The organism is Pantoea sp. X-Soil-ISGK-275, from assembly GCF_059730795.1.
The window spans coordinates 785,955-810,130 of record NZ_AP035976.1 but is presented as its reverse complement, the minus strand read 5'-3'; the positions used below and the strand labels follow the sequence as shown (position 1 = coordinate 810,130).

Below are 24,176 nucleotides of genomic sequence, written 5' to 3'. Positions count from 1 at the left end.
CATGAGTGAACTGGCCCGCGTCTGTATCCATGTGCATAGTCAGTATGTGGAATCGCAATCCTTGCCCGATGAGGATCGTTACGTGTTTGCCTACACCATCACCATTCGCAATTTAGGGCGCAGCAACGTACAGCTGCGCAGCCGCTATTGGCTGATCACTAACGGCAACGGTCGCGAGACTGAAGTGCAAGGTGAAGGCGTGGTCGGCGATCAGCCGCACATTGCTGCCGGCGGCGAGTATCAGTACACCAGCGGCGCGATTCTGGAGACGCCGATGGGCACCATGCAAGGTCACTATGTGATGGTCGATGATGCGGGCGAAGAGTTCCACGTCGAGATTCCGGTGTTCCGACTCGCGGTGCAAACCCACATTCACTAATCCCTTCCGCCCGGCCCGTCCGGGCGGCGCGTTTTAATCGGACTGACAATGAGTACATACCTGATTGGCGATGTTCATGGCTGTTATGACGAGCTTCGTGCGCTATTAGCGCAGGTTGATTTCGATCCGCAGCAGGACACCTTGTGGCTTACCGGCGATTTGGTGGCGCGTGGCCCCGGCTCGCTCGATGTGCTGCGCTATGTGAAATCGCTGGGTGATTGCGTGCGTCTGGTGCTGGGTAATCACGACCTGCATTTGCTGGCGGTATTTGCCGGTATCAGCCGCAATAAACCGAAAGATCGCCTGACGCCGCTGCTGGAAGCCGATGATGCCGATGAGTTGATCAACTGGTTACGTCGTCAGCCGCTGTTGCAGGTGGATGAAGAGAAGAAACTGTTGATGGCGCATTCAGGCATTACGCCACAGTGGGATCTGGAGACAGCGCAGCTGTGCGCGCGTGAAGTGGAAGCGGTGCTTTCCAGCGACAGCTATCCGCTGTTTCTTGATGCGATGTACGGCGACATGCCAAACAACTGGACGCCGGAGCTGAGCGGCCTGGCACGACTGCGCTTTAGCACCAATGCGCTGACGCGCATGCGCTTCTGCTTCCCGAATGGCCAGCTGGATATGATCTGCAAAGAGTCGCCAGAATCGGCTCCGCCACCGCTTAAGCCGTGGTTTAACGTACCGGGCAAAATCGACAGCGACTATACGCAGATCTTTGGTCACTGGGCATCGCTGGAAGGTAAAGGCACGCCGGAACATGTGATTGGGCTGGATACTGGCTGCTGCTGGGGCGGAACATTGACGCTGCTGCATTGGGAAACCAAACAATATTACGTGCAGGCATCCAATCGAGAGCAGGCGATGGCCGAGAGCGCGGTGAGTGCGCATCCGCCGTTAAGTGATACGCCGTAAATAAAAAACCCCGCTGAAGCGGGGTTTTTTATTGGTCGCGGTAAATAGCAACCCTACGTGCGGCGATCGAGGATCTCGAAGCAGTAGCTGTGCGAGTTCTGCTCATCGGCATCGTGGAATTCGCTGAAGGTTGACTGCCACTCGTCCGGCTCGTAATCCGGGAACTGCGTATCCCCTTCCACTTCCGCATCGATATGAGTCAGATAAAGACGATCCGCGCGAGCCAGCATCTGCTCGTAAACGCGTCCACCACCAATCACCATCATTTCTTCAACATCACCTGCCGCTTTTACCGCCTCTTCCAGCGATGTCACCCAGGTAACGCCTTCGTGATTGCCCGGCTGGCTGCTGACCACAATGTTCAAGCGGCCAGGAAGCGGACGGCCAATCGATTCAAAGGTCAGACGACCCATAATCACCGGCTTATTCAAGGTATTACGTTTGAACCACGCCAAATCTGCTGGCAGGTTCCATGGCATGGCGTTTTCCATACCAATAATGCGGTCCGCTGCCAGTGCCGCGATCAGACTAATCATGTTAAAAGACCTACTGGAAAAAATTGGCGCCATCATACGTAAAGGCGAAACTTTCGTCGATAGGCCGACCCCGCTATTTGCGTAAAGCTCCGATGCCACCGCACTTTTGTTATTGGACAGAGTTTTACACCGACTTTCCCGGCAATAGCGGGGCGAGGAGCCAGAAATTGCTGACGAGGCGGCACAACTCCGCGCGAAACGTCGCATTATCGGTATCGCAGTGTAAAGAAAAGCGCACTCTGTGCGACAAAAGAAAACGGCTCCCGCAGGAGCCGTTGAGACGCTTTAGAAATCGTAGCGCAGACGCACCAGGTTCACGTTGCCCAGTGACTTGTCTGTGCTGGAGGTGATGACATATTCGTAATCGACACGGAAGCCGTAATCCAGCTGTGCACTCACGCCAACGCCGTTATCGATACGTTTGTAGTCACGTCCGTTGACGAACTCCAGACGGTCGCCCATGAAGTAAGGCTGGATGGATTTCACCGCATACTGACCAATTGGGAATTTGTAGCCAGCAAAGTATTCGATGCCCCACGCGTCATCCGCGAAGTAGTTGTTAACGGTGTTGCGTTTGGTTGGTGAGAAGTTCTCATACCAACCGGCACCGGCTGACAGCGTCCAGTTATCCGGTGTCCAGCTGAGCGCAGTGCCATAGATATTCTGGTCATAGCGTTTGCTGTCGCCATTGTTTGGATTGCGGATATCGGCGCGGGTGTAGTTCCACGCGGTGCCCCATGCCAAATCTTTGGTGATGTGGTAGTTCACGCCTAGCGAACCGCCGCCTTTACGCTTATAGCGCAGGCCATTGCCTGGCAGGAATTCGTTATCTTCAAACAGGTAAGATGCATACACATCCGCATCGCCGAAGGTGTTTTTGTACTTCAGCATTTTGCGCGAACGGTACGAGCCGTCGTAGTCGCCATTGATACCGTTGCCCGGCGCCTGGGCCAGCATGTCGTAATCCCAGATATCGGTTTTCGCACCCACTACATCGTAGTAAACGCTGTTCTGCTGACCAAAGTAGAGTTCACCCAGGGTGGCGCTTTTGAAGCCGGTATAGAGTTGGCGACGCGAGGTGTTATTCGCACCATCCGCATGATGATTGTCCCAACCCCACCAGGCTGGGAAGTTAACGCCCAGCTCGTAGTAACCCACCCAGCTTACGTCGTCGAACAGGTAATAATTGGCGGTAAAACGGAAACGTGATCCGCCGTCATAGCCATTACGTTTGTACGACTTGTCGTTGACGCCATTCTGATGCAGGTATTGCGGACGAATACTGCCGCCCACTTTGAAGTCGAGACGGCTCAGCGGATCGCCCGCCTGTGGTTCCTGCTTGAGTAAAGTAATTTCCGCCTGGCTGGCGAGTGGCGCCGCTGCGAGTAACGCAGCAATAGCGCTGAGAGTGAAAGCACGCATTTGCATTTTTTATATCCCAGTTAAGGTGAGCGCTCTATTGATGAGCGAGCGAAATAGTACGGTGCGCTCACTGGGATCTTATTTATAAATTTGTGCGGATATTCCGAGGTGTAAGTCTTTCCGCATCAACTGATAAAACATATGTCAAATCAATAGGATTTTTACAGATAAGGATATTCGGCTACAGGTAATAGGCAAAAAAAACGGCTCCCGCAGGAGCCGCTTTATGACTATCAAACGAGTGATTATTTAATTTGCGCGTGCATTTCCTGCACCGAAATCACTTGCTCAGTCGGATCTGCGTTCAGCGCCATCGCCGTGGCAAAGCCGCCGTTCAGCGTGGTGTCGTAATGCACTTTGTACTGCAGCGCGCTACGACGAATCAGCTTGGAGTCTTCAATTGCCTGACGCCCCGCCGTGGTGTTGACGATGTAGGTATATTCACCGTTTTTCAGACGGTCCTGAATGTGCGGACGACCTTCATGCACCTTGTTCACCAGACGTGGATTGATGCCCGCTTCACCCAGCACCACTGCGGTACCGTGCGTCGCATCCAGCTCGAAACCAAACTTTTGCAGTTTTGCCGCCAGGTCGACGATACGTTTCTTATCGCCTTCACGCACTGACAGCAACGCGCGACCGGTTTTCTTCATGTTGCTCTGCGCACCCAGCATCGCTTTGGCGAAGGCTTCAGCGAAGGTGCGACCAACGCCCATCACTTCACCGGTTGAGCGCATTTCTGGGCCGAGGATAGGGTCAACGCCTGGGAACTTGTTGAACGGCAGCACCACTTCTTTCACCGAGTAATACGGTGGAATCACTTCTTTGGTGACGCCCTGCTCAGCCAGCGTTTTACCGGCCATCACGCGCGCGGCAACCTTCGCCAGCGCCACGCCAGTGGCTTTCGACACGAACGGTACGGTACGCGCGGCGCGTGGGTTCACCTCAATCAGGTAAACTTCATTGTCCTTCACCGCGAACTGCACGTTCATCAAGCCACGTACATTCAGCTCGAAGGCCAGTTTTTCCACCTGCTGACGCATCACGTTCTGGATTTCGGTGCTCAGCGTGTAGGCCGGCAGTGAACATGCGGAGTCACCGGAGTGCACGCCCGCCTGCTCGATGTGCTCCATAATGCCGCCAATCAGCACGCGTTCGCCGTCGCAAATTGCATCGACATCCACTTCAACCGCATCATCGAGGAAGCGATCCAGCAACACTGGCGCATCGTTAGAGACCGATACCGCCGTCTGGAAGTAACGCTTCAGGTCGATTTCGTCGTAGACGATTTCCATCGCGCGGCCGCCCAGCACATAAGAAGGACGCACCACCAGCGGATAGCCGATACCAGCCGCTTTCTCAACGGCCTGCTCCAGCGTGGCAACGGTGGCGTTCGCCGGTTGCTTCAGGCTCAGGCGATCAACCGCCTGCTGGAAACGCTCGCGGTCTTCTGCACGGTCAATCGAGTCCGGGCTGGTACCAATCACCGGAACGCCAGCCGCTTCCAGCGCGCGTGCCAGTTTCAGCGGCGTCTGGCCGCCGTACTGTACGATGACGCCTTTCGGCTTCTCGATACGTACGATTTCCAGCACGTCCTCCAGCGTGACCGGCTCGAAGTAGAGGCGATCCGAAGTGTCGTAATCGGTTGATACGGTTTCCGGGTTACAGTTGACCATGATGGTCTCATAACCGTCTTCACGCAGCGCCAGCGCCGCATGCACGCAGCAGTAATCAAACTCGATGCCCTGGCCGATACGGTTTGGACCACCACCCAGAATCATGATTTTTTCACGATCCTGGTTTGGATTGGCTTCGCACTCATCCTCGTAGGTTGAGTACATATAAGCGGTGTCGGTGGCGAATTCAGCCGCGCAGGTATCAACGCGTTTATAAACCGGATGCAGGTTAAATTGCTGACGCAGCTTACGGATTTCGCCTTCTGATACGCCCGCCAGCGCGGCCAGACGGACATCAGCAAAACCTTTACGCTTCAGCGCACGCAGGAATTCCGCATTCAGCGAGTTCACACCTTCGCGCTCAACCTGCTCTTCCAGACGCACCAGCTCTTCAATCTGCACCAGGAACCAGCGATCGATGTTGGTGAGGTTGAACACGCCATCAACCGACATACCTGCACGGAATGCATCAGCGATGTACCAGATACGGTCAGAACCAGCATCTTTCAGTTCGCGACGAATGCGCGTTAACGCTTCGGGATCGTCAAGGCTGACTTTCGGATCGAAACCGTTGGCACCGACTTCCAGACCGCGCAGCGCTTTCTGCATCGATTCCTGGAAGGTACGGCCAATCGCCATCACTTCGCCCACTGATTTCATCTGCGTTGTCAGACGATCGTTGGCACCGGCGAACTTCTCGAAGTTGAAGCGAGGAATCTTGGTAACGACGTAGTCGATAGAAGGTTCGAACGACGCTGGCGTTAAGCCGCCGGTAATGTCGTTCATCAGCTCATCGAGGGTGAAGCCCACCGCCAGTTTCGCCGCCACTTTGGCAATCGGGAAGCCGGTCGCTTTCGAAGCCAGCGCTGACGAACGCGATACGCGCGGGTTCATTTCGATGACGATCATGCGGCCATCTTTCGGGTTCACCGAGAACTGGACGTTCGAACCGCCAGTTTCGACACCGATTTCACGCAGCACCGCCAGCGAGGCGTTACGCATGATTTGGTATTCTTTGTCAGTCAGGGTTTGCGCCGGCGCTACGGTGATGGAGTCACCGGTGTGAATACCCATCGCATCGAAGTTTTCGATCGAGCAGACGATGATGCAGTTGTCGTTTTTATCACGCACCACTTCCATCTCGTACTCTTTCCAGCCAATCAGCGACTCATCAATCAGCAGCTCATTGGTTGGCGACAAGTCGAGACCGCGTTCGCAAATCTCTTCGAACTCTTCACGGTTATAAGCGATACCGCCGCCGGTGCCGCCCATGGTAAAGGAAGGGCGAATGATGCACGGGAAGCCAACGTCTTCGGCCACCGCCAGCGCTTCTTCCATGGTGTGCGCGATACCGGAACGTGCGGTGCCCAGACCAATGCTCTTCATCGCCACGTCGAAGCGACGACGGTCTTCGGCTTTATCAATGGCATCGGCAGTTGCACCAATCATGGTGACGCCGAACTCAGCCAGCACGCCCTGACGCTCCAGCTCCAGCGCACAGTTCAGCGCTGTCTGACCACCCATGGTTGGCAGCACCGCATCCGGACGCTCTTTTTCGATAATCTTGCGTACCACTTCCCAGTGAATCGGCTCGATGTAAGTCGCATCAGCCATTTCCGGGTCGGTCATAATGGTTGCCGGGTTCGAGTTAACCAGAATGACGCGGTAGCCCTCTTCGCGCAGCGCTTTACACGCCTGCGCACCGGAGTAGTCAAATTCACATGCCTGGCCGATAACGATCGGGCCAGCACCAAGAATCAGGATGGATTTTATGTCTGTACGTTTTGGCATCGTGGGCTCCTGATTACTTCGCGTTAGAACGGTATGCTTCGATCAGTTCGATAAAGTGATCGAACAGTGGCGCCGCATCGTGCGGGCCTGGGCTCGCTTCCGGGTGTCCCTGGAAGCTGAAGGCCGGTTTGTCAGTGCGATGAATGCCCTGCACGGTTTGGTCGAACAGCGACACATGCGTCACGCGCAGATTGGCCGGCAACTGGCTGTCATCCACCGCAAAACCGTGGTTCTGCGCGGTGATCATCACGGTATTGTTGTCGAGATCTTTCACCGGATGGTTGCCGCCGTGGTGGCCGAGTTTCATCTTGATAGTTTTGGCACCGCTCGCCAGCGCTAACAGCTGATGGCCAAGGCAGATACCGAATACCGGAACATCGGTTTTCAGGAACGCCTGAATGGCGTTAATCGCGTAGTCGCACGGCTCCGGGTCGCCAGGACCGTTCGACAGGAAAATACCGTCTGGATTGAGTGCAAGAACCTCTTCCGCCGGGGTTTGCGCCGGTACTACCGTCAGGCGGCAGCCGCGATCCACTAGCATGCGCAGGATGTTGCGCTTAGCGCCGTAATCGTACGCCACCACATGGAACGGCAGCTCTTCCGCCGTTTTCTGTTCCGGCAGGTCACCTTCCAGTGTCCAGCTACCTTGCTGCCACGCGTAGGTTTCAGCGGTGGTCACTTCTTTCGCCAAGTCCATGCCTTTCAAGCCCGGGAACGCCTGCGCTTTCTGCAGCGCCAGTGCGGCATCCGGATTATCACCCGCAATAATGCAGCCGCTCTGTGCGCCCTTCTCGCGCAGCAAACGGGTCAGTTTGCGCGTGTCGATATCGGCGATGCCAACGATGTTATTGCGCTGCAGGTAAGCTGACAGACTTTCTTCACTGCGGAAGTTGCTGGTAATCAGCGGCAGATCGCGAATAACGAGGCCTTGAGCATGGATTTGGCTGGATTCTTCATCGGCGGCGTTAACGCCAACATTGCCGATATGGGGATAAGTGAGGGTAACGATTTGGCGGGAATAGGAAGGATCAGTGAGGATTTCTTGATAACCGGTCATTGAAGTGTTGAAAACAACTTCTCCCACTGCCGACCCCGTAGCCCCGATGGCCCGACCGTGGAATTGGGTTCCGTCTTCCAGAACCAAGAGCGCTGACTTAATCAAAACATCCTCCAGGGAATAAACAGTCACAATATTTGCATATTAATTCAAAAGCAGTGCCAGAATCAATGCAAAACCCGCCTGAGTACTCGAATTTTGGCAAATTGCGCGCATTCTAATGATCGCCCCGCACCTTGTCTACAACATGTGGTTATTTTTTTGTATATTTCGGGCAACTGAATGTTAAAAACGGTGAAAGGCGACAAAAGAGTGAGATAACTCGGAAAAATAATCGGTTGCCTGACGGCGATGATAGCAAAGTGATGCTGGCGCGTATAAATTTTTGACCAAATGGTCAAAATTAGCCATTGCAAGCCTGATAAACGCTCACCAATCACGATAAATAAGCACTTCGCAGTAAAAAACAAACAAAGCATCCATTTATAGATAAAATAAAGGGCAATGATCACATTGCCCTCGTCAATCAAAGTCTTACCGATTGAAATAACCACATCACGATGGTTCACAACACTCACAACATCGATAAATCCAGCACATCACGCATATCATAAAGGCCGGATTTCTTGTTCTTTAACCAACTTGCCGCCTTAACTGCACCATTTGCAAAGGTCATACGGCTGGAAGCCTTGTGGGTAATCTCTACACGCTCACCAATATCTGCAAACATCGCTGTATGTTCACCCACGATATCGCCGGCGCGCACGGTAGCAAATCCGATGGTTTGCGCTTTACGCTCACCGGTATGACCTTCACGGGCATATACCGCGTGCTCATCCAGATTCCACTTCATGGCATCGGCAATCGCCTCGCCCATCGCCAGCGCTGTACCTGATGGTGCATCAACTTTATGACGATGGTGCGCTTCAACGATTTCAATATCCGCGTAGTCGCCCATTACCTTCGCCGCCTGCTGCAGCAGATTCAGCACCAGATTGACGCCCACGCTGAAATTGGCAGCGAACACGATGCCAATCTCTTCGGCTGCCGCGCGAATCGCCGCTTTACCGGCTTCATCAAAACCGGTGGTGCCGATCACCATCGCTTTGTTGTGCTGGCGACAAAACGCCAGATACTCCAGCGTGCCTTCCGGACGGGTGAAATCGATCAGGATATCGAAGTCGTTAACCACCTTTTGCAGATCGTCAGAGACAATCACGCCCGTTTTGCCGATGCCCGCCAGTTCGCCAGCATCAACGCCCAGCAATGACGAATCGCTACGCGCCAGTGCCGCGCCGAGCGCAACACCTTCCGCCTGCTGTGCGGCCTGAATCAAATTGCGTCCCATGCGACCCGGCGCACCAACGATAGCAATGCGGATTTCACTCATAATTATTCATTCCTGATACAAATCTATGCATGTAAAGCGTAAACAGGTTAACGGTCAGATAACCGTCACGCCACAATAATAAAGGGATATAAGAATTTTATGCCAGCCGCGAAACATTATCAGTAAAAGCAATCCCGCGTGCTGGAAGTCGGATTTCTGGCTGCGACAGGCAAAGAAAAGGCCGAACAATGTCGGCCTGATTTTATTGCGGTATGAACCGCTTACTGCACGTTACGCACATCGACGCGCAGCTCTTTCGGTACTTCAAACACGATGTTCTCTTCACGGCCAATCAGCTCAATCGCCGCTTCACCGCCGAGCTCACGCAGACGCTGGATCACCTGCTGCACCAGAATGTCAGGAGCAGAAGCGCCCGCGGTAACACCGATGATCTGCTTATCTTTGACCCACTCTTCCTGAATGTCATCAGCCGAATCGATCAGCTTCGCCAGTTTACCGGCACGCTGCGCCAGTTCGGCCAGACGGTTCGAGTTAGAAGAGTTTTTCGATCCCACGACCAGCACCACTTCAGCATCTCGCGCCAGCACGCGAACGGCTTCCTGACGGTTGGTGGTGGCGTAGCAGATGTCATCTTTACGAGGACCGATAATCGCCGGGAAGCGCTGACGCAGTGCATCAATCACGTCCGAAGTATCATCGACTGACAGCGTGGTCTGGGTCATAAAGCACAGGTTGCTCTCATCTTTGACGTTCAGCTTGAACACATCTTCCGGTGATTCCACCAGATACATGCCGCCGTTGGGATTGCTGTACTGGCCCATGGTGCCTTCCACTTCCGGATGCCCCGCGTGACCAATGAGAATCGCTTCGACACCTTTACGGCTGGCGCGCGCCACTTCCATATGCACTTTGGTCACCAGCGGACAGGTAGCATCAAACAGCATGGTGAGGTTACGCGCTTTGGCTTCGGCGCGAACCGCTTGCGATACGCCGTGTGCGGAGAAGATCAGAATGGCGTTATCCGGCACTTCAGCGATCTCCTCAATAAAGATCGCTCCACGTTCGCGCAAGCTGCTCACCACGTAGCGGTTATGCACCACTTCATGACGCACGTAGATGGGCGCGCCGTACATCTCCAGCGCGCGCTCGACGATGCTGATGGCGCGATCAACGCCTGCGCAGAAACCGCGTGGGTTAGCTAACAGGATTTGCATCGTTGGCCTCCAGCGCCGGATCAATCTCCAGCACTTCAATATCAAACTGAATGCGCTGACCCGCCAGCGGATGGTTGAAATCTACGGTGATGGAGTCGCCGGAAACTTCACGGATCACGCCCGGCATTTCGCTACCGCCACGGCCGCTGAACAGCATGATGGCACCGACTTCCGGCTCGCCCGCGTCGTTAAAGTCACGACGCGAAAAGTACTGAACCAGATCCGGGCTGGTGCCGCCGAAGGCATCCTCCGGCTCGAGGGTAAAGGCGTGCTTGTCGCCCACTTTACGCCCCAGAAGTTGCTGTTCCAGCGCGGCTGAAAGGCTGCCATCGCCCAGACAGAACAGCGCAGGTTTGCCGTTGGCGCGCGTGGATTCGGCCGTCGAGCCATCTTCCAGCTTCAGCGTAAAATGCACCAGCAACGCGCTATCGCGCTGAACAGACTCACTCATTTTTTACCCTTTATCTTTTGCCGGTTTGCCGTTCGGGCTGAGAAAACCTTCCAGCACCACCAGCGCCGCGCCGATACAGATGGCACAGTCGGCGATGTTGAAGGTCGCGAAGTGCCAGTCACCAACATAGAAGTCGATAAAATCGACCACAAAGCCGTGATACGAACGGTCAAACAGGTTACCCAACGCCCCGCCGATAATCAGCGCGTAGGCAATATTGGTTAATTTGTTGCTGGCAGCGTTGCGATACATCATCACCAACAGTGCCAGGACGATAGCAATGGCGATGCCGGCAAAGAACCAGCGCTGCCAGCCGCCTTTGTCCGCCAGGAAGCTGAACGCCGCGCCATAGTTGTGCGCGTAGAACAGATTCAGGAACGGCATCAGCGGCTGCGTTTCATGCAGCATCATGTTATCCATAACCCACATTTTGCTGCCAAAATCGATGGCGATCACCACCAGCACCAGCCAAAGCCAGCGCAAACCCGTCGAAGAAATAGCTTTACTCATCAGGCAAATTTCCGCTGCTCGCCGTTTCCGGACACGTTAGTGTAGCAACGGCCACATACCGCAGCGTGCTCAGGATTCTGGCCAACGTCTGTAGTGTAATGCCAGCAGCGCGGACATTTCTCGCCTTCTGCTTTGTGCAGCGCGATTTTCAGACCTTTGAACAGTTCGCTCTGCTGCGCTTCATCGCTGGCAGTGGCGTAATCCGCCACGGTTGCGCCTGAAGTTAACAGCACGAAACGCAGCTCATCGCCCAACGCCTGCAGCTTAGCGGCCAGCTCGGCATCCGCATACAGCGTGACCGTGGCTTCCAGCGCGCCACCGATGCGTTTGTCGCTTCGCGCTTGCTCGATGACCTTGTTCACTTCGCCGCGCACTTTCAGCAGATCATCCCAATAGGCGTCGTTCAGCGCTTCGTTATCCGCCAGACCAAACAGACCCTGGTACCACTCTTCAGTGAACACGTATTTCGCGCGCTCGCCCGGCAGGTAGCCCCAGATTTCGTCTGCGGTGAAGGACATGATTGGCGCCATCCAGCGCACCAGCGCTTCAACGATATGCCACAGCGCGGTTTGGCAGCTGCGACGCGCCAGGCTGTCGCCTTTCGCGGTGTACTGACGATCTTTGATCACATCGAGATAGAACGAGCCCATTTCGATAGAGCAGAAGTGCATCAGACGCTGCACCACTTCGTGGAAATCGTAGTTTTCGTAGGAGTGCACGATATCCTGCTGCGCTGCCAGCGCACGGCCAACCGCCCAGCGATCCACCACCACCATCTCTTCCGGCTTGACGCAATCGGTCGCCGGGTTGAAGCCCGCGAGGTTAGCCAGCAGGAAACGCGCGGTGTTACGGATACGACGATAGCTGTCTGCGGCACGCTTGAGGATTTCGTCGGAGACCGCCATCTCACCGGAGTAATCGGTAGAGGCGACCCACAGACGCAGAATATCCGCGCCCAGCTTATCCATGACATCCTGCGGCGCCACGGTGTTGCCGATCGATTTCGACATCTTGCGGCCCTGACCATCCACGGTGAAACCGTGCGTCAGTACCTGACGATAAGGCGCTTTGCCTTTCATCGCTGTGGAGATCATCAGAGAAGACATGAACCAGCCGCGATGCTGATCCGAACCTTCCAGATACATATCCGGCGTATGACCACCGAATTCCGGACGCGCATCCACTACCGCGTAGCTGGTTGATCCGGAGTCGAACCACACGTCTAAGGTGTCTGGCACTTTAACGTAATGGTCAGCGTCGTCGCCCATCAGATCGCGCGGATCGAGATCCCACCACGCCTGGATGCCGTCCTGCTCAACCAGTTTGGCGACTTTCTCCATCAGCTCCAGCGTATCCGGATGCAGCTGCTCGCTCTCTTTATGCACAAACAGCGCCATCGGCACGCCCCACGTACGCTGACGTGAGATACACCAGTCAGGACGGTTCGCCACCATCGCTTCGATACGCGCCTGACCCCAATCCGGGATCCACTGCACGCCTTTGATCTCTTTCAGCGACTGCGCACGCAGGCCTTTCTGATCCATGCTGATGAACCATTGTGGCGTGGCACGGAAGATGATCGGCGTTTTGTGACGCCAGCAGTGCGGGTAGCTGTGCAGCAGTTTCTCAACGTGCAGCAGCGCGCCCTTCTCTTTCAGCAGCTCAACGATCATGTCGTTGGCTTTAAAGACGTTTATGCCATCAAGCGTAGGATAGGTGCCTGGCAGATACGTGCCATCCGGACCCACCGGATTGGCGGTTTCCAGACCGTATTTCTGACCGATAACATAGTCATCCGGACCATGGCCTGGCGCGGTATGTACCGCACCGGTACCGGCTTCCAGCGTCACGTGCTCACCCAGCACCACTTTGGATTGGATTTGCTCGAGGAACGGATGCTGGAACAGTTGCAGCTCCAGCGCCGCGCCGTTGCATTCGCCCAGCACTTTCCAGTCACTGATGCCGGCGCGCTTCATCACGCTCTCAACCATCTCTTTGGCGAGGATCAGGCTGCGACCTTCGATCTGCAGCAGCTGATATTCAAATTCCGGATGCAGCGAGATACCGCGGTTGGCTGGCATGGTCCACGGCGTGGTGGTCCAGATCACCAGTGAAACCGGGCCTTCTGACGCGGCAACACCAAACTTCGCGCGCACTGCATCAGCATCAACGGCATTGAACATCACGTCGATGGATGGTGAAGTTTTGTCGTAATACTCCACTTCCGCTTCAGCCAGCGCCGAGCGGCAATCCATGCACCAGTGCACCGGCTTCGCGCCTTTGTGCAGATGGCCGTTGCCGATGATTTTACCCAGCGCACGAATGATGTTGGCTTCGGTCTGGAAGTTCATCGTCAGGTAAGGACGATCCCAGTCGCCCAGCACGCCGAGACGGATGAAGTCATTTTTCTGACCTTCAACCTGCTCTGCCGCGTATTGGCGGCAAGCGGCACGGAATTCAGCCGCGCTGACTTTCTCGCCCGGCTTACCAATCATCTGCTCAACTTTGTGCTCAATCGGCAAACCGTGGCAGTCCCAACCGGGAACGTACGGCGAGTCGTAGCCCGCCATGCCTTTCGACTTAACGATAATGTCTTTCAGAATCTTGTTAACAGAGTGACCAATATGAATGCTGCCGTTCGCATAAGGAGGGCCATCATGCAAAATAAAGGTTTTTTTCCCTTTCTTGGCTTCGCGGATGATGCCGTACAGGTTGTCATCATACCAACGTTGCAGCATTCCCGGTTCACGCTTGGCCAGATCGCCACGCATCGGGAACCCCGTTTCCGGCAAATTCAGGGTAGATTTATAGTCACTCATCAGATTCTCGATTCCGTATTTCGGTCATTAAACCGGTGTTTTTAGCCCAAAGAATTGGCGGGCCGTCACCACATCTTTCGCAATTTGTTCTTTCAGCGCGTCCAGCGAAGCGAAACGCTGTTCATCGCGAATCTTCTGTTTCAGCACCACTTCAATGTGACGCCCATAGAGATTCATATTTGTGTCGAGCAGGTGAACTTCAAGCTGCTGACGTAAACCTTTTACCGTTGGGCGCGTACCAATATTGGCCACGCCAGGCAGCGGCTGATCGCCGAGGCCCAACACTTCCACTGCAAACACGCCTTTAACCGGCGTAACGGTGCGACGCAAAGGGAGATTAGCCGTTGGGAAACCGATGGTGCGCCCGAGTGCATCGCCATGCACTACGCGACCTGAGATGCTGAACGGATGGCCCAGCAGCGCTTCGGCTTGCGCAAAATCATCCTGCGCCAGCGCCTGACGAACGGCGGTGCTGCTGATGCGCTTGCCGCTATCGCAATAAGTTTGGGTGCTGATGACCTCAAAGCCATACTCCGCACCGGCCTTCTGTAATAACAGGAAATCCCCCTGGCGACCAGCGCCGAAGCGGAAATCATCGCCGACGGCCAGAAACTTGACGTTGAGCTTGTCCACCAGCAATTCGGAAATAAAACTCTGCGCCGAATGCGCAGCGAAGCGACGATCAAAACGTAGGCAAAGTACGGCATCAACGCCCGCTTGTTCGAGGTATTTCAGCTTTTCACGCAAACGCGTAAGGCGCGCCGGGGCTTTATCGCCGGCAAACAGCTCAAGCGGTTGTGGCTCAAATACCATCACCACCACCGGCAGATTGCGTTTTCGTCCCTCAGCAATTAATTCAGCCATCAAAGCCTGGTGGCCGCGATGTACGCCGTCGAAATTACCAATGGTCAGGACGCAGCCGCGATGCTGCTCTTTCAGATTATAAATACCGCGGATAAACTTCATGGCTGACTCAAACCGGTGGAAATCGGCGGATTATACCCTTGAATGGCGTTTAGGTTAACCCGTATACGTGCCTTTCCTGCTTCTGGCGCGGCTTATTCCACGCCTAGCCAGTTGCTTAGTAAGGATCTGAAGATTTTTGCTGCGAAATACTGTATTCAACGCCGCGTTGCTGGTAGAATCCTGCGCCATCAATTACGTAATCGAGTGTTGTTTTTAAAACGACGCTTATTTGCACAAATCCATTGACATAAGAAGGCGCAAAAGGCATAGTCCTCGGCCTTTGATTTGTCCATATAGATCACATTTGGGAGTTGGACCTTGGCTAATATCAAATCAGCTAAGAAACGCGCCGTAACATCTGAGAAACGTCGCAAGCATAACGCAAGCAACCGTTCAATGATGCGTACTTTCATCAAGAAAGTATACGCGGCTATCGCAACAGGCGACAAAGCTGCTGCGCAGAACGCATTCAACGAAATGCAACCACTCGTGGACCGTCAGGCTGCTAAAGGTCTGATCCACAAAAACAAAGCTGCACGTCATAAAGCAAACCTGACTGCACAGATCAACAAACTGGCTTAATCGCCTGTCTGTTTATCGCTTTGTAAAAAAGAACCGGCGCTTAGCCGGTTTTTTTATGCCTGCAATTCAGGGGTAAACAGCGCACTGAAGTCGCGATGGCAGATCCGCTGTACCGCCGGATGCTGAATCATCCGTTCGGCAAAGATCACGTGATACTCCTCCATCACCGCATCCAACCGTCCAATCTCTTTGATGGCGTCATCCCGGTAAATCTCGTCACCATACAGTGTGGGAGCCACAAATATCGCGTTGTTCAGCGCACCAAATGCCTTCATTAAGGCCGCATCATCAAACTCACCCAGAATCTCCACCTGTAAGCCCTGGCTGTGAATCCAGTTCAGCAGTTTGCGGCCCAGCATCGAGCGACGCCCCGGAATCAGCAAACGCCGCTCTTCCAGGCTGGCAGGAAACGGCAGCGTCGGTAACGGTGTGTTGCACCAGAAGCTGATGGGACACTCGCCCAGCTTGACCGAAAACAGCCCTTCCTGCTGAGTGGAATCAATCGGGCAATCGGAAAGGATCATATCCAGCTTGTGTTGGCTCAGCTGTTCCAGCAGCATCTCATGCGTTGATTCAAAACAGCGTAAATGGATTCTCTCTTCAGCCACCACTGCCGCCTCCAGCACCTTACTCACCAGTTGCTTTGACAGCGCATCCGCCACGCCTACATCAAACAGCAGATGCGACTCTTTGCGGTAGTTAACGATATCGAGCATCTCCTGACTCAGCATGAACATGCGATCGGCATAGCGGAACACCAGTTGCCCAAGCTCATTGGGCACCAAACCGCGTCCCTGACGGCGAAACAGCACGCCGCCGAGTTGCTCTTCCAGCGATTTAATCTGGCCAGTAACCGTCTGTGGTGCCAGGCACAGCACATCCGCCGCACGCACCACCGAGCCGGTTTTACACACCTGCCAGAAATAGTAGAGATGATTAAAATTGAGCTGATTCATCGGCAAAAAAAGGAGGCTTTCGCCTCCTTCCTCTTTTAACGCAGTTTGATGCGCAGCAGCGTGTAACCAATGATCGCCGAAAGCAGCGAGCCACTGAGAATCCCCAGTTTGGAGAAGGTCACCAGTTGCTCGTGGGCGGCATCAAACGCCAGCGAACTAATAAAGATCGACATAGTAAAGCCGATACCGCACAGCACACCAATCGCCATGATATCGCGTAGGGTGGTGCCTCCCGGTAGTACCGCCAGCCGCCACTTCACTGCCAGCCAGCAGAACAACGTGATGCCCAACGGTTTACCAATCAGTAAGCCGAGAATGATGCCCAGCGGCTCTGGCGACAGCGCATCCATAAAGGTAATGCCGCTCAGCGAGATGCCGGCGTTAGCGAAAGCGAACAGCGGCAGAATCAGCCAGTTGACCCACGGCATCAAACCATGCGCCAGATGCTCGGCCGGAGAATGACCGTTCTTCTCTTCCAGCGGCACAAAGAAGCCAACAATCACGCCCGCTAACGTTGCGTGCACACCCGATTTGAGCACCGCCGTCCACAGCACAATGCCGACCAACATATAGATGGCAATGTTACGCACGCCGCAACGATTGAGAATCGCCAGCAGCACAATCGCACCCGCCGCCACGCTCAACGACAACACCGAAAGATCGCTGGTGTAGAACAGCGCGATGATCACGATAGCGCCAAGATCATCAATAATCGCCAGCGCCATCAGGAACACTTTCAGCGCGGTCGGCACGCGGCTGCCTAGCAGCGCCAGCACGCCCAAAGCAAAGGCGATATCGGTCGCGGTAGGAATTGCCCAGCCGTTACGTGCAATAGGATCGCCATGATTGAGCATCAGGAAAATCAGTCCCGGCATAACCATGCCGCCAATTGCCGCAATCACCGGGAAAATAGCGCGATCGCGGCTGGCGAGTTCACCGGTGATCAACTCACGTTTCACTTCCAAACCAATCACCAGGAAAAACAGCGCCATCATGGCATCGTTGATCCACAGCAGCAGGTTTTTGCTGATGTCTAATGCGCCAAAGCGAATTTGCACCGGCTCGGCAAGAAACGATTGATAACCTTGAGCGGTTTCTGCGCTGTTCGCCAAAATCATCGCCGCAACGGCCGCCAAAATCAGCACCATGCCGTTGCTGGCGTCACTGGCGATAAAGCTTTTCAGCAAGCTTCGAATAGAACGGGGTTTGTTCACAACTCCTCCTGAGTAGAGACATTTTGGCTGAGAAGTGTAGCGATTCAGACACCTCGTTAAAAGCAGCTTATATCTCGTTAATTGCTCGGCAATGCCGATGCATTATGAGGGCATTTCTGCTCATATCACACGCAAGGCAGGTTGAGCTTACATCAGGAGCGACCGTTTAGCGGCAAAACATAAAAAAAGCGGAGAGTTTCCTCTCCGCTTAGTGACTGCATAACTGATGAAATTAACGCGTTAAATCGTCAAAGAACTTCTTCACACCGTCGAGGAAACTTTTGGAGCGCGGACTGTTTTTCTCGCCGCTCGGGCCACCAAAACTCTCTTCCAGTTCGCGCAGCAACGCTTTCTGTTTGTCGTTGAGGCTGACTGGCGTTTCCACCACCACACGACACAGCAAATCACCCACCACACCGCCACGCACCGATTTCACGCCTTTACCGCGCATGCGGAACAGCTTGCCGGTTTGCGTTTCAGAAGGCACTTTCAGGTTCACGCGGCCATCAAGCGTTGGCACTTCAATCTCGCCACCCAATGCTGCCATCGCGAAATTAATCGGCACTTCGCAATACAGGTTGTTATCTTCACGCTCGAAGATCGGGTGTTTTTTCACCGAAACCTGAACGTACAGATCGCCCGCTGGTGCGCCGTGTTCGCCCGCTTCTCCTTCGCCGGTCAGACGAATGCGATCGCCGGTATCCACGCCTGCAGGGATTTTCACCGACAGGGTTTTACTGCGCTCAACACGACCGTGTCCATGACAAGCATTGCACGGATCCTTTATCACTGAACCGCGACCGTGACAGGTCGGACACGCCTGCTGCACGGTGAAGAAGCCCTGACGCATCTGCACCTGGCCTGCGCCATGACAAGTATGACAGGTCTGCGGTTTGGTCCCCGCTTTCGCGCCGCTGCCGTGGCAGACATCGCACTCTTCCAGAGTTGGAATGCGGATCTCTTTGGTCACGCCGCGTACCGCTTCTTCCAGCGCTAGCTCCATGTTGTAGCGTAAATCGGCGCCACGTGAGGCACGCTGACGGCGGCCACCACCAAAAATATCGCCAAATACGTCGCCAAAGATATCGCTGAAGTCAGCACCGCCGCCGCCGAAGCCGCCACCGCCGCCCATGCCACCTTGTTCAAAGGCTGCATGACCATATTGGTCGTAAGCCGCACGCTTCTGTGCGTCGGTCAGAATTTCGTAGGCTTCCTTAATTTCTTTAAACTTTGCTTCGGCTTCTTTATTGTCCGGATTACGGTCCGGATGGTATTTCATCGCCAGGCGCTTGTAAGCCTTTTTGATTTCACGCTCATCTGCGGATTTAGAGACGCCTAAGATCTCGTATAAATCACTCTTAGCCATATTTGTTCTGCCCTTAACATGATCGCACGGGCGTGGAGAGATCTCCTACGCCCGTGCTGGTTTCAACGGCTGTCAGGCCAGCCATCGCGCCCGGTCAGGGGCAATTATTTTTTGTCTTTAACTTCTTCGAACTCAGCGTCGACAACGTCGTCTTCTTTCTGTGCAGAAGCATCGCCTGCATCAGCTGCCTGACCCTGCTGCTGTGCCAGCTCCATCAGTTTGCTGGACACTTCCATCAATGCCTGCATTTTGGCTTCGATTTCCGCTTTGTCTTCGCCTTTCAGCGCGGTGTTCAGCTCGGTCAACGCCGCTTCGATTGGTGCTTTGTCGTCTGCAGACAGTTTGTCGCCCGCTTCGTCCAGTTGCTTACGGGTGCTGTGCGAAATCTGATCGCCCTGGTTACGGGTCTGAACCAGCTCTTCGAACTTGCGGTCAGACTCGGCGTTCGCTTCCGCGTCACGCACCATTTTTTCGATCTCTTCTTCATTCAGACCAGAAGAAGCCTTGATGGTGATCTTCTGCTCTTTACCGCTGTTTTTGTCTTTCGCCGACACGTGCAGGATACCATCCGCATCAATATCGAAGGTGACTTCGATCTGCGGCATACCGCGCGGTGCAGCCTGGATACCGTCGAGGTTGAACTGGCCCAGTGATTTGTTATCGCCTGAACGCTTACGCTCACCCTGCAGCACGTGAATGGTCACGGCAGACTGGTTATCTTCAGCAGTCGAGAACACTTGGCTGTGTTTGGTTGGGATGGTGGTGTTCTTGCTGATCAGCGACGTCATCACGCCGCCCATGGTTTCGATACCCAGTGACAGCGGAGTTACGTCCAGCAGCAGAACGTCTTTCACTTCACCCGCCAACACGCCACCCTGAACCGCAGCACCAACAGCTACTGCTTCATCCGGGTTCACGTCTTTACGTGGCTCTTTACCGAAGAACTCAGTCACTTTAGCCTGAACCATTGGCATACGCGTTTGACCGCCTACCAGGATCACGTCGTTGATGTCTGAAACAGACAGACCCGCATCTTGCAGAGCCACTTTCAACGGCTCGATTGAGCGAGAAACCAAATCCTCAACCAGTGATTCCAGTTTCGCACGCGTTACTTTGATGTTCAGGTGCTTAGGACCGGTCGCATCCGCCGTGATATACGGCAGGTTAACGTCAGTCTGCTGGGCTGAAGAGAGCTCGATTTTGGCTTTCTCTGCCGCTTCTTTCAGACGCTGCATGGCCAGCGGATCGTTGTGCAGATCGATGCCCTGATCTTTCTTAAATTCGGCCACCAGATAGTTAATCAGACGGCTATCGAAGTCTTCACCACCCAAGTGGGTATCACCGTTGGTTGCCAGAACTTCAAAGGTTTTCTCGCCATCAACGTCGTCGATCTCAATGATTGAGATATCGAAAGTACCGCCGCCCAGGTCGTATACCGCGATGGTGCGGTTGCCCTGACCTTTATCTAGACCGTAAGCCAGTGCAGCTGCGGTTGGTTCGTTGATGATACGTTTTACTTCCAGACCCGCGATACGGCCGGCGTCTTTGGTCGCCTGACGCTGCGCATCGTTGAAGTAAGCTGGAACGGTGATAACCGCTTCAGTGACTGCTTCACCGAGGAAATCTTCCGCGGTTTTCTTCATCTTTTTCAGCACTTCAGCAGAGATCTGCGGCGGTGCCATTTTCTGGCCTTTCACGTCCAGCCATGCGTCGCCATTATCCGCGCCGATGATTTTGTACGGCATGATTTTGATATCACGCTGTACTTCTTCGTCCTGGAAGCGACGGCCAATCAGGCGCTTAATCGCAAACAGGGTATTCTGCGGGTTGGTCACAGACTGACGTTTAGCCGGTGAACCAACCAGAGTTTCGCCATCCTGTGCATACGCAATGATCGACGGCGTGGTGCGGTCGCCTTCGGCGTTTTCCAGCACGCGTGCTTTACCACCATCCATAACTGCAACACATGAGTTGGTTGTACCCAAGTCAATACCAATAATCTTACCCATCTAAACATCTCCCACTTAAATTCTTTGCCAATTAGGGTTGTGAAACAGAGATGCGGTCAAACTGACCACTTTCAACTGCTGAAGCAGGCTTTTTTTGCTGCCTCACAACGCTCGATGACAAGTAAATGGGGCCGGTTCGATGCGCATCAAGGGTTAAAACTAAAAAAAATTTCATTCTCTGGTCGATTCAGATCAAAGTTGGCCAAAAAGAGGCCGCTTATTATGCAGCGCCTCGCGCCACCAGCGGTTTGCGCGGGGGTAAAACACTAACAACATCTTCAACGCTGCTTCTGAGGAATTATGAGCAATACCACGCTGGCGAATCCCGCCCCGTTGGGCCTGATGGGATTCGGTATGACCACCATCCTGCTCAACTTACACAACACTGGCCTGTTTGCGATGGATGTGATCATCCTGGCGATGGGTATTTTCTACGGCGGCATCGCGCAAATTTTTGCCGGGCTGCTGGAGTATAAGAAAGGCAACACCTTCGGGCTGACCGCCTTTACCTCTTACGGCAGCTTCTGGTTAACGTTAGTGGCGATTCTGCTGCTGCCGAAACTGGGGCTGGCAGAGGCAGCCGACGGCCACTTCCTTGGCGCCTATCTCGCGCTGTGGGGCGTGTTCACCGCGTTCCTGTTCGTCGGCACGCTCAACTCAACGAAAATGCTGCAGTTCATCTTCGCCAGCCTGACGCTGCTGTTTGCGCTGCTGGCTATCGGCCACCTGACTAATAACGCGGGGCTGCTGCGCTTTGCTGGCTGGGTTGGCATCATTTGCGGATCGAGCGCGTTCTATCTGGCGATGGGCGAAGTGTTGAATGAGAAGTTTGGTCGTACGGTATTGCCGATTGGCGAGTAACAAATGAAAAAGCGGAGCTGCTTGGCTCCGCTTTTTGCATTATGACGAGTGCAGCGACATATCCAACTGCGCATGCTGCTGACGGCTATCGCGCCACAGCCAGATGCCCACCATAAAGCCAATCACCGCCAGCGCCAGCACATACCAGGCCGGTGCCATTGGCGTCAGGCTCATCATCAGCGTCACGCTAATTGGCGTCAGGCCACCAAAAATCGCGTAAGCAACATTGTAAGAGAACGAGATGCCGGTAAAGCGCACTGCCGCCGGAAACGCGCGCACCATAACAAACGGCACCACGCCTACCACGCCAACGCTCAGGCCCGCTAAGCCATACCAGATAAACAGCATTTCCGGCGTGCTGCCCAGTTGATGGAAGAAGTTCCAGCTGCCGATCGCCAGCAGTAATGAACCAACCATCAGCGATCGCGCCGCACCAAAACGATCCACCAGCCATCCGGCGATAACGCAACCCAGCAGCAGCATAATGGTGGCGAAGCTGTTGGCTTGCAGACTGAGCGCGGCAGGAATGCCGTGCTGTTTCTGCATCAGCGTTGGCGCCATCAAAATCACCACAACAATGCAGGCCGACAGCAGCCAGGTCAGCAGCATCGAAATCACAATGCCGCGCTTATGACTGGCTAGGATGGTTTGCAGCGGCATTTTTTCTGCCAGCGCTTTGCGCTGCTGCATCTGCTGGAACACCGGCGTTTCATGCAGCCAGCGACGCAGATACATCGCCAGCAGGCCAAACACCCCGCCGAGGAAGAAGGGAATGCGCCAGCCGTGATCGCGAATCGCAGCAGGCGACAGCGTGGTATTCAAAACCGTTGCCACCAGCGAACCGAGCAGAATGCCGGCGGTTAAGCCCGCCGTCAGCGTGCCGCAGGCAAAACCGATGCGTTTTTCGGGCACATGTTCGGCGACAAACACCCACGCGCCTGGCACTTCACCGCCAATAGCCGCGCCTTGCAGCACGCGCATCAGCAACATCAACAGCGGCGCAGCGATGCCGATGCTGGCATAAGTGGGCAATGCACCCATTGCTAACGTCGGCAGCGCCATCAACAGAATGCTGAGGCTGAACATCTTCTTACGCCCAACCTTGTCACCAAAGTGCGCCATGATGATGCCGCCTAACGGACGCGCCAGATAACCGGCAGCAAAGATGGCGAAGGTCTGCACCTGACGCAGCCATTCGGGGATATCAGGCGGGAAGAACAGCTCGCCGATCACGGCGGCAAAGAAGACGAAGATAATGAAGTCGTAGAATTCCAGCGCCCCACCAAGGGCGGCCAGCGACAGGGTTTTGTAATCCTGTCCATTGAGTCGACGCGTTGCGTGCGTATCCATAATCCAGCGGTATCCAGAGGCAAAACAACTTATGTAAAGATTGGATTACTATACCGTCAATATTTTGCCACACCAGTGCCGCTGGATTTTATGCCTGAAAATGCCGATTTTTAGTCATTTGTCTCACGACGGGCGCTTTTGGGGCGAAAAGCTGCTACCACATCGGCATGTGTTTCCACATAGGGCCCTTCCAGCAGCTGTAAACAATAAGGTACAGCAGCAAAAATTCCCGGCACCTTCACCGTTCCATCTTCCGCTTTTAGTCCTTCCAGCGTCTCTTTAATGGATTTCGGCTGACCCGGCAGATTGAGGATTAGCGACTGCTTGCGAATCACGCCAACCTGACGCGACAAAATGGCGGTCGGCACAAATTGCAGGCTGATTTGACGCATCTGCTCGCCGAAGCCTGGCATTTCACGGTCGGCGACCGCCAGCGTGGCATCTGGCGTTACATCACGTCGCGCAGGCCCGGTACCGCCGGTGGTGAGCACCAAATTGCAGAACAGCTCATCGACCAGCTCGCAGATCGCCTGCTCAATCATGGGTTGCTCATCCGGCACCAGACGCGTTTCGATTTCAAACGGCGTCGCCAGCGCGGCGGCGAGCCAGCTCTCTAACGCCGGAATGCCCTGATCCTGATAGATGCCGTTAGCAGCACGATCGGAAACGGAAATTAATCCAATTCGTAAAGTATCCATAGAGTTATCGCTGTGGTTGGCTGCAAGGCAGCAAATGACGTGGGAAGTAA

At 54.5% G+C, this 24,176-nt stretch carries 21 protein-coding genes; 4 read left to right on the top strand and 17 right to left on the bottom strand.

All coding sequences use genetic code 11. The annotated features are described in order from the left end of the window. Position 1: 1 nt before the first annotated feature. Together apaG and apaH are read left to right on the top strand one after the other, a co-directional pair. Entirely contained in the window at positions 2–379 is a 378-nt protein-coding gene (gene apaG, locus AC6I8A_RS03645; RefSeq protein WP_497818053.1) for a Co2+/Mg2+ efflux facilitator ApaG/CorD, read from the top strand. Positions 380–427: 48 nt separating this feature from the next. Beyond that, positions 428–1,297: a bis(5'-nucleosyl)-tetraphosphatase (symmetrical) ApaH gene (gene apaH / locus AC6I8A_RS03640; RefSeq protein ID WP_497818052.1), complete on the top strand. Its 870-nt coding sequence runs from the start codon at positions 428–430 to the stop codon at positions 1,295–1,297. A gap of 53 nt (positions 1,298–1,350) precedes the next feature. On the opposite strand, the gene folA is transcribed toward apaH, so the two are convergent. The 11 genes from folA to ribF all read right to left on the bottom strand — a co-directional run bounded on the left by folA (position 1,351) and on the right by ribF (position 15,090). Further along, entirely contained in the window at positions 1,351–1,833 is a 483-nt protein-coding gene (gene folA / locus AC6I8A_RS03635) for a type 3 dihydrofolate reductase (RefSeq protein ID WP_137385137.1), read from the bottom strand. A 285-nt stretch (positions 1,834–2,118) separates the two neighbouring features. Next, entirely contained in the window at positions 2,119–3,261 is a 1,143-nt protein-coding gene (locus tag AC6I8A_RS03630; RefSeq protein WP_497818051.1) for a porin, read from the bottom strand. Positions 3,262–3,500: 239 nt separating this feature from the next. Next, positions 3,501–6,722, bottom strand: coding sequence for a carbamoyl-phosphate synthase large subunit (gene carB, locus AC6I8A_RS03625; RefSeq protein ID WP_497818050.1), 3,222 nt, complete (start codon positions 6,720–6,722; stop codon positions 3,501–3,503). Positions 6,723–6,735: 13 nt separating this feature from the next. After that, positions 6,736–7,884 (bottom strand): glutamine-hydrolyzing carbamoyl-phosphate synthase small subunit, encoded by a 1,149-nt coding sequence (gene carA, locus AC6I8A_RS03620; protein WP_256695575.1) that lies wholly within the window; start codon positions 7,882–7,884, stop codon positions 6,736–6,738. Positions 7,885–7,946: 62 nt separating this feature from the next. Continuing rightward, on the bottom strand, positions 7,947–8,348 hold the full coding sequence (locus tag AC6I8A_RS03615; RefSeq protein WP_497818049.1) for a hypothetical protein: 402 nt from the start codon (positions 8,346–8,348) through the stop codon (positions 7,947–7,949). Between the two features lie 5 nt (positions 8,349–8,353). After that, positions 8,354–9,169: a 4-hydroxy-tetrahydrodipicolinate reductase gene (dapB, locus tag AC6I8A_RS03610; RefSeq protein ID WP_436332310.1), complete on the bottom strand. Its 816-nt coding sequence runs from the start codon at positions 9,167–9,169 to the stop codon at positions 8,354–8,356. 221 nt (positions 9,170–9,390) lie between these two features. Then, positions 9,391–10,344 carry a 4-hydroxy-3-methylbut-2-enyl diphosphate reductase gene (ispH, locus tag AC6I8A_RS03605; RefSeq protein WP_008108655.1) on the bottom strand — a complete coding sequence of 318 codons (954 nt, stop codon included), beginning with the start codon at positions 10,342–10,344 and terminating at the stop codon, positions 9,391–9,393. Beyond that, positions 10,325–10,795: an FKBP-type peptidyl-prolyl cis-trans isomerase gene (gene fkpB, locus AC6I8A_RS03600; RefSeq protein ID WP_008108656.1), complete on the bottom strand. Its 471-nt coding sequence runs from the start codon at positions 10,793–10,795 to the stop codon at positions 10,325–10,327. Before fkpB ends, ispH begins: the two co-directional genes overlap by 20 nt. A 3-nt stretch (positions 10,796–10,798) precedes the next feature. Then, positions 10,799–11,305 carry a signal peptidase II gene (gene lspA, locus AC6I8A_RS03595; RefSeq protein WP_256695572.1) on the bottom strand — a complete coding sequence of 169 codons (507 nt, stop codon included), beginning with the start codon at positions 11,303–11,305 and terminating at the stop codon, positions 10,799–10,801. After that, on the bottom strand, positions 11,305–14,124 hold the full coding sequence (gene ileS / locus AC6I8A_RS03590; RefSeq protein ID WP_497818048.1) for an isoleucine--tRNA ligase: 2,820 nt from the start codon (positions 14,122–14,124) through the stop codon (positions 11,305–11,307). The genes lspA and ileS overlap by 1 nt, the downstream gene beginning before the upstream one ends. A 27-nt stretch (positions 14,125–14,151) precedes the next feature. Continuing rightward, positions 14,152–15,090 (bottom strand): bifunctional riboflavin kinase/FAD synthetase, encoded by a 939-nt coding sequence (ribF, locus tag AC6I8A_RS03585; RefSeq protein ID WP_256695569.1) that lies wholly within the window; start codon positions 15,088–15,090, stop codon positions 14,152–14,154. Positions 15,091–15,408: 318 nt separating this feature from the next. Here ribF and rpsT point away from each other — a divergent pair, with 318 nt between their 5' ends. Continuing rightward, positions 15,409–15,672: a 30S ribosomal protein S20 gene (gene rpsT / locus AC6I8A_RS03580; protein WP_036619798.1), complete on the top strand. Its 264-nt coding sequence runs from the start codon at positions 15,409–15,411 to the stop codon at positions 15,670–15,672. A gap of 53 nt (positions 15,673–15,725) precedes the next feature. Here the strand turns inward: rpsT and nhaR are convergent, their stop codons facing one another. The 4 genes from nhaR to dnaK form a co-directional block, all read right to left on the bottom strand. After that, on the bottom strand, positions 15,726–16,628 hold the full coding sequence (gene nhaR, locus AC6I8A_RS03575) for a transcriptional activator NhaR (RefSeq protein ID WP_265301129.1): 903 nt from the start codon (positions 16,626–16,628) through the stop codon (positions 15,726–15,728). 35 nt (positions 16,629–16,663) lie between these two features. Further along, positions 16,664–17,842, bottom strand: coding sequence for a Na+/H+ antiporter NhaA (nhaA, locus tag AC6I8A_RS03570; RefSeq protein WP_256695565.1), 1,179 nt, complete (start codon positions 17,840–17,842; stop codon positions 16,664–16,666). 232 nt (positions 17,843–18,074) lie between these two features. Continuing rightward, complete coding sequence (gene dnaJ, locus AC6I8A_RS03565) at positions 18,075–19,208, bottom strand: molecular chaperone DnaJ (RefSeq protein ID WP_497818047.1); 1,134 nt, start codon at positions 19,206–19,208, stop codon at positions 18,075–18,077. A 104-nt stretch (positions 19,209–19,312) separates the two neighbouring features. Further along, positions 19,313–21,217 (bottom strand): molecular chaperone DnaK, encoded by a 1,905-nt coding sequence (dnaK, locus tag AC6I8A_RS03560; RefSeq protein WP_256695562.1) that lies wholly within the window; start codon positions 21,215–21,217, stop codon positions 19,313–19,315. Between the two features lie 300 nt (positions 21,218–21,517). Between dnaK and satP the strand changes: the two genes are divergently transcribed. Further along, positions 21,518–22,078 carry an acetate uptake transporter gene (satP, locus tag AC6I8A_RS03555; protein WP_497818046.1) on the top strand — a complete coding sequence of 187 codons (561 nt, stop codon included), beginning with the start codon at positions 21,518–21,520 and terminating at the stop codon, positions 22,076–22,078. A 39-nt stretch (positions 22,079–22,117) separates the two neighbouring features. Here the strand turns inward: satP and AC6I8A_RS03550 are convergent, their stop codons facing one another. Continuing rightward, positions 22,118–23,428: an MFS transporter gene (locus AC6I8A_RS03550; RefSeq protein WP_265301119.1), complete on the bottom strand. Its 1,311-nt coding sequence runs from the start codon at positions 23,426–23,428 to the stop codon at positions 22,118–22,120. A 110-nt stretch (positions 23,429–23,538) separates the two neighbouring features. Further along, entirely contained in the window at positions 23,539–24,126 is a 588-nt protein-coding gene (gene mog / locus AC6I8A_RS03545; protein WP_154154282.1) for a molybdopterin adenylyltransferase, read from the bottom strand. Positions 24,127–24,176 lie beyond the last annotated feature (50 nt).

What these genes read in the sequence shown, in the direction of transcription:
- dapB (WP_436332310.1), bottom strand. Translation starts at nt 9,169, where the DNA reads ATGAGTGAAATCCGCATTGCTATCGTTGGTGCGCCGGGTCGCATGGGA.
- dnaK (WP_256695562.1), bottom strand. Translation starts at nt 21,217, where the DNA reads ATGGGTAAGATTATTGGTATTGACTTGGGTACAACCAACTCATGTGTT.
- carB (WP_497818050.1), bottom strand. Translation starts at nt 6,722, where the DNA reads ATGCCAAAACGTACAGACATAAAATCCATCCTGATTCTTGGTGCTGGC.
- ispH (WP_008108655.1), bottom strand. Translation starts at nt 10,344, where the DNA reads ATGCAAATCCTGTTAGCTAACCCACGCGGTTTCTGCGCAGGCGTTGAT.
- nhaR (WP_265301129.1), bottom strand. Translation starts at nt 16,628, where the DNA reads ATGAATCAGCTCAATTTTAATCATCTCTACTATTTCTGGCAGGTGTGT.
- AC6I8A_RS03630 (WP_497818051.1), bottom strand. Translation starts at nt 3,261, where the DNA reads ATGCAAATGCGTGCTTTCACTCTCAGCGCTATTGCTGCGTTACTCGCA.
- mog (WP_154154282.1), bottom strand. Translation starts at nt 24,126, where the DNA reads ATGGATACTTTACGAATTGGATTAATTTCCGTTTCCGATCGTGCTGCT.
- ileS (WP_497818048.1), bottom strand. Translation starts at nt 14,124, where the DNA reads ATGAGTGACTATAAATCTACCCTGAATTTGCCGGAAACGGGGTTCCCG.
- AC6I8A_RS03550 (WP_265301119.1), bottom strand. Translation starts at nt 23,428, where the DNA reads ATGGATACGCACGCAACGCGTCGACTCAATGGACAGGATTACAAAACC.
- lspA (WP_256695572.1), bottom strand. Translation starts at nt 11,305, where the DNA reads ATGAGTAAAGCTATTTCTTCGACGGGTTTGCGCTGGCTTTGGCTGGTG.
- apaG (WP_497818053.1), top strand. Translation starts at nt 2, where the DNA reads ATGAGTGAACTGGCCCGCGTCTGTATCCATGTGCATAGTCAGTATGTG.
- fkpB (WP_008108656.1), bottom strand. Translation starts at nt 10,795, where the DNA reads ATGAGTGAGTCTGTTCAGCGCGATAGCGCGTTGCTGGTGCATTTTACG.
- dnaJ (WP_497818047.1), bottom strand. Translation starts at nt 19,208, where the DNA reads ATGGCTAAGAGTGATTTATACGAGATCTTAGGCGTCTCTAAATCCGCA.
- apaH (WP_497818052.1), top strand. Translation starts at nt 428, where the DNA reads ATGAGTACATACCTGATTGGCGATGTTCATGGCTGTTATGACGAGCTT.
- satP (WP_497818046.1), top strand. Translation starts at nt 21,518, where the DNA reads ATGAGCAATACCACGCTGGCGAATCCCGCCCCGTTGGGCCTGATGGGA.
- folA (WP_137385137.1), bottom strand. Translation starts at nt 1,833, where the DNA reads ATGATTAGTCTGATCGCGGCACTGGCAGCGGACCGCATTATTGGTATG.
- ribF (WP_256695569.1), bottom strand. Translation starts at nt 15,090, where the DNA reads ATGAAGTTTATCCGCGGTATTTATAATCTGAAAGAGCAGCATCGCGGC.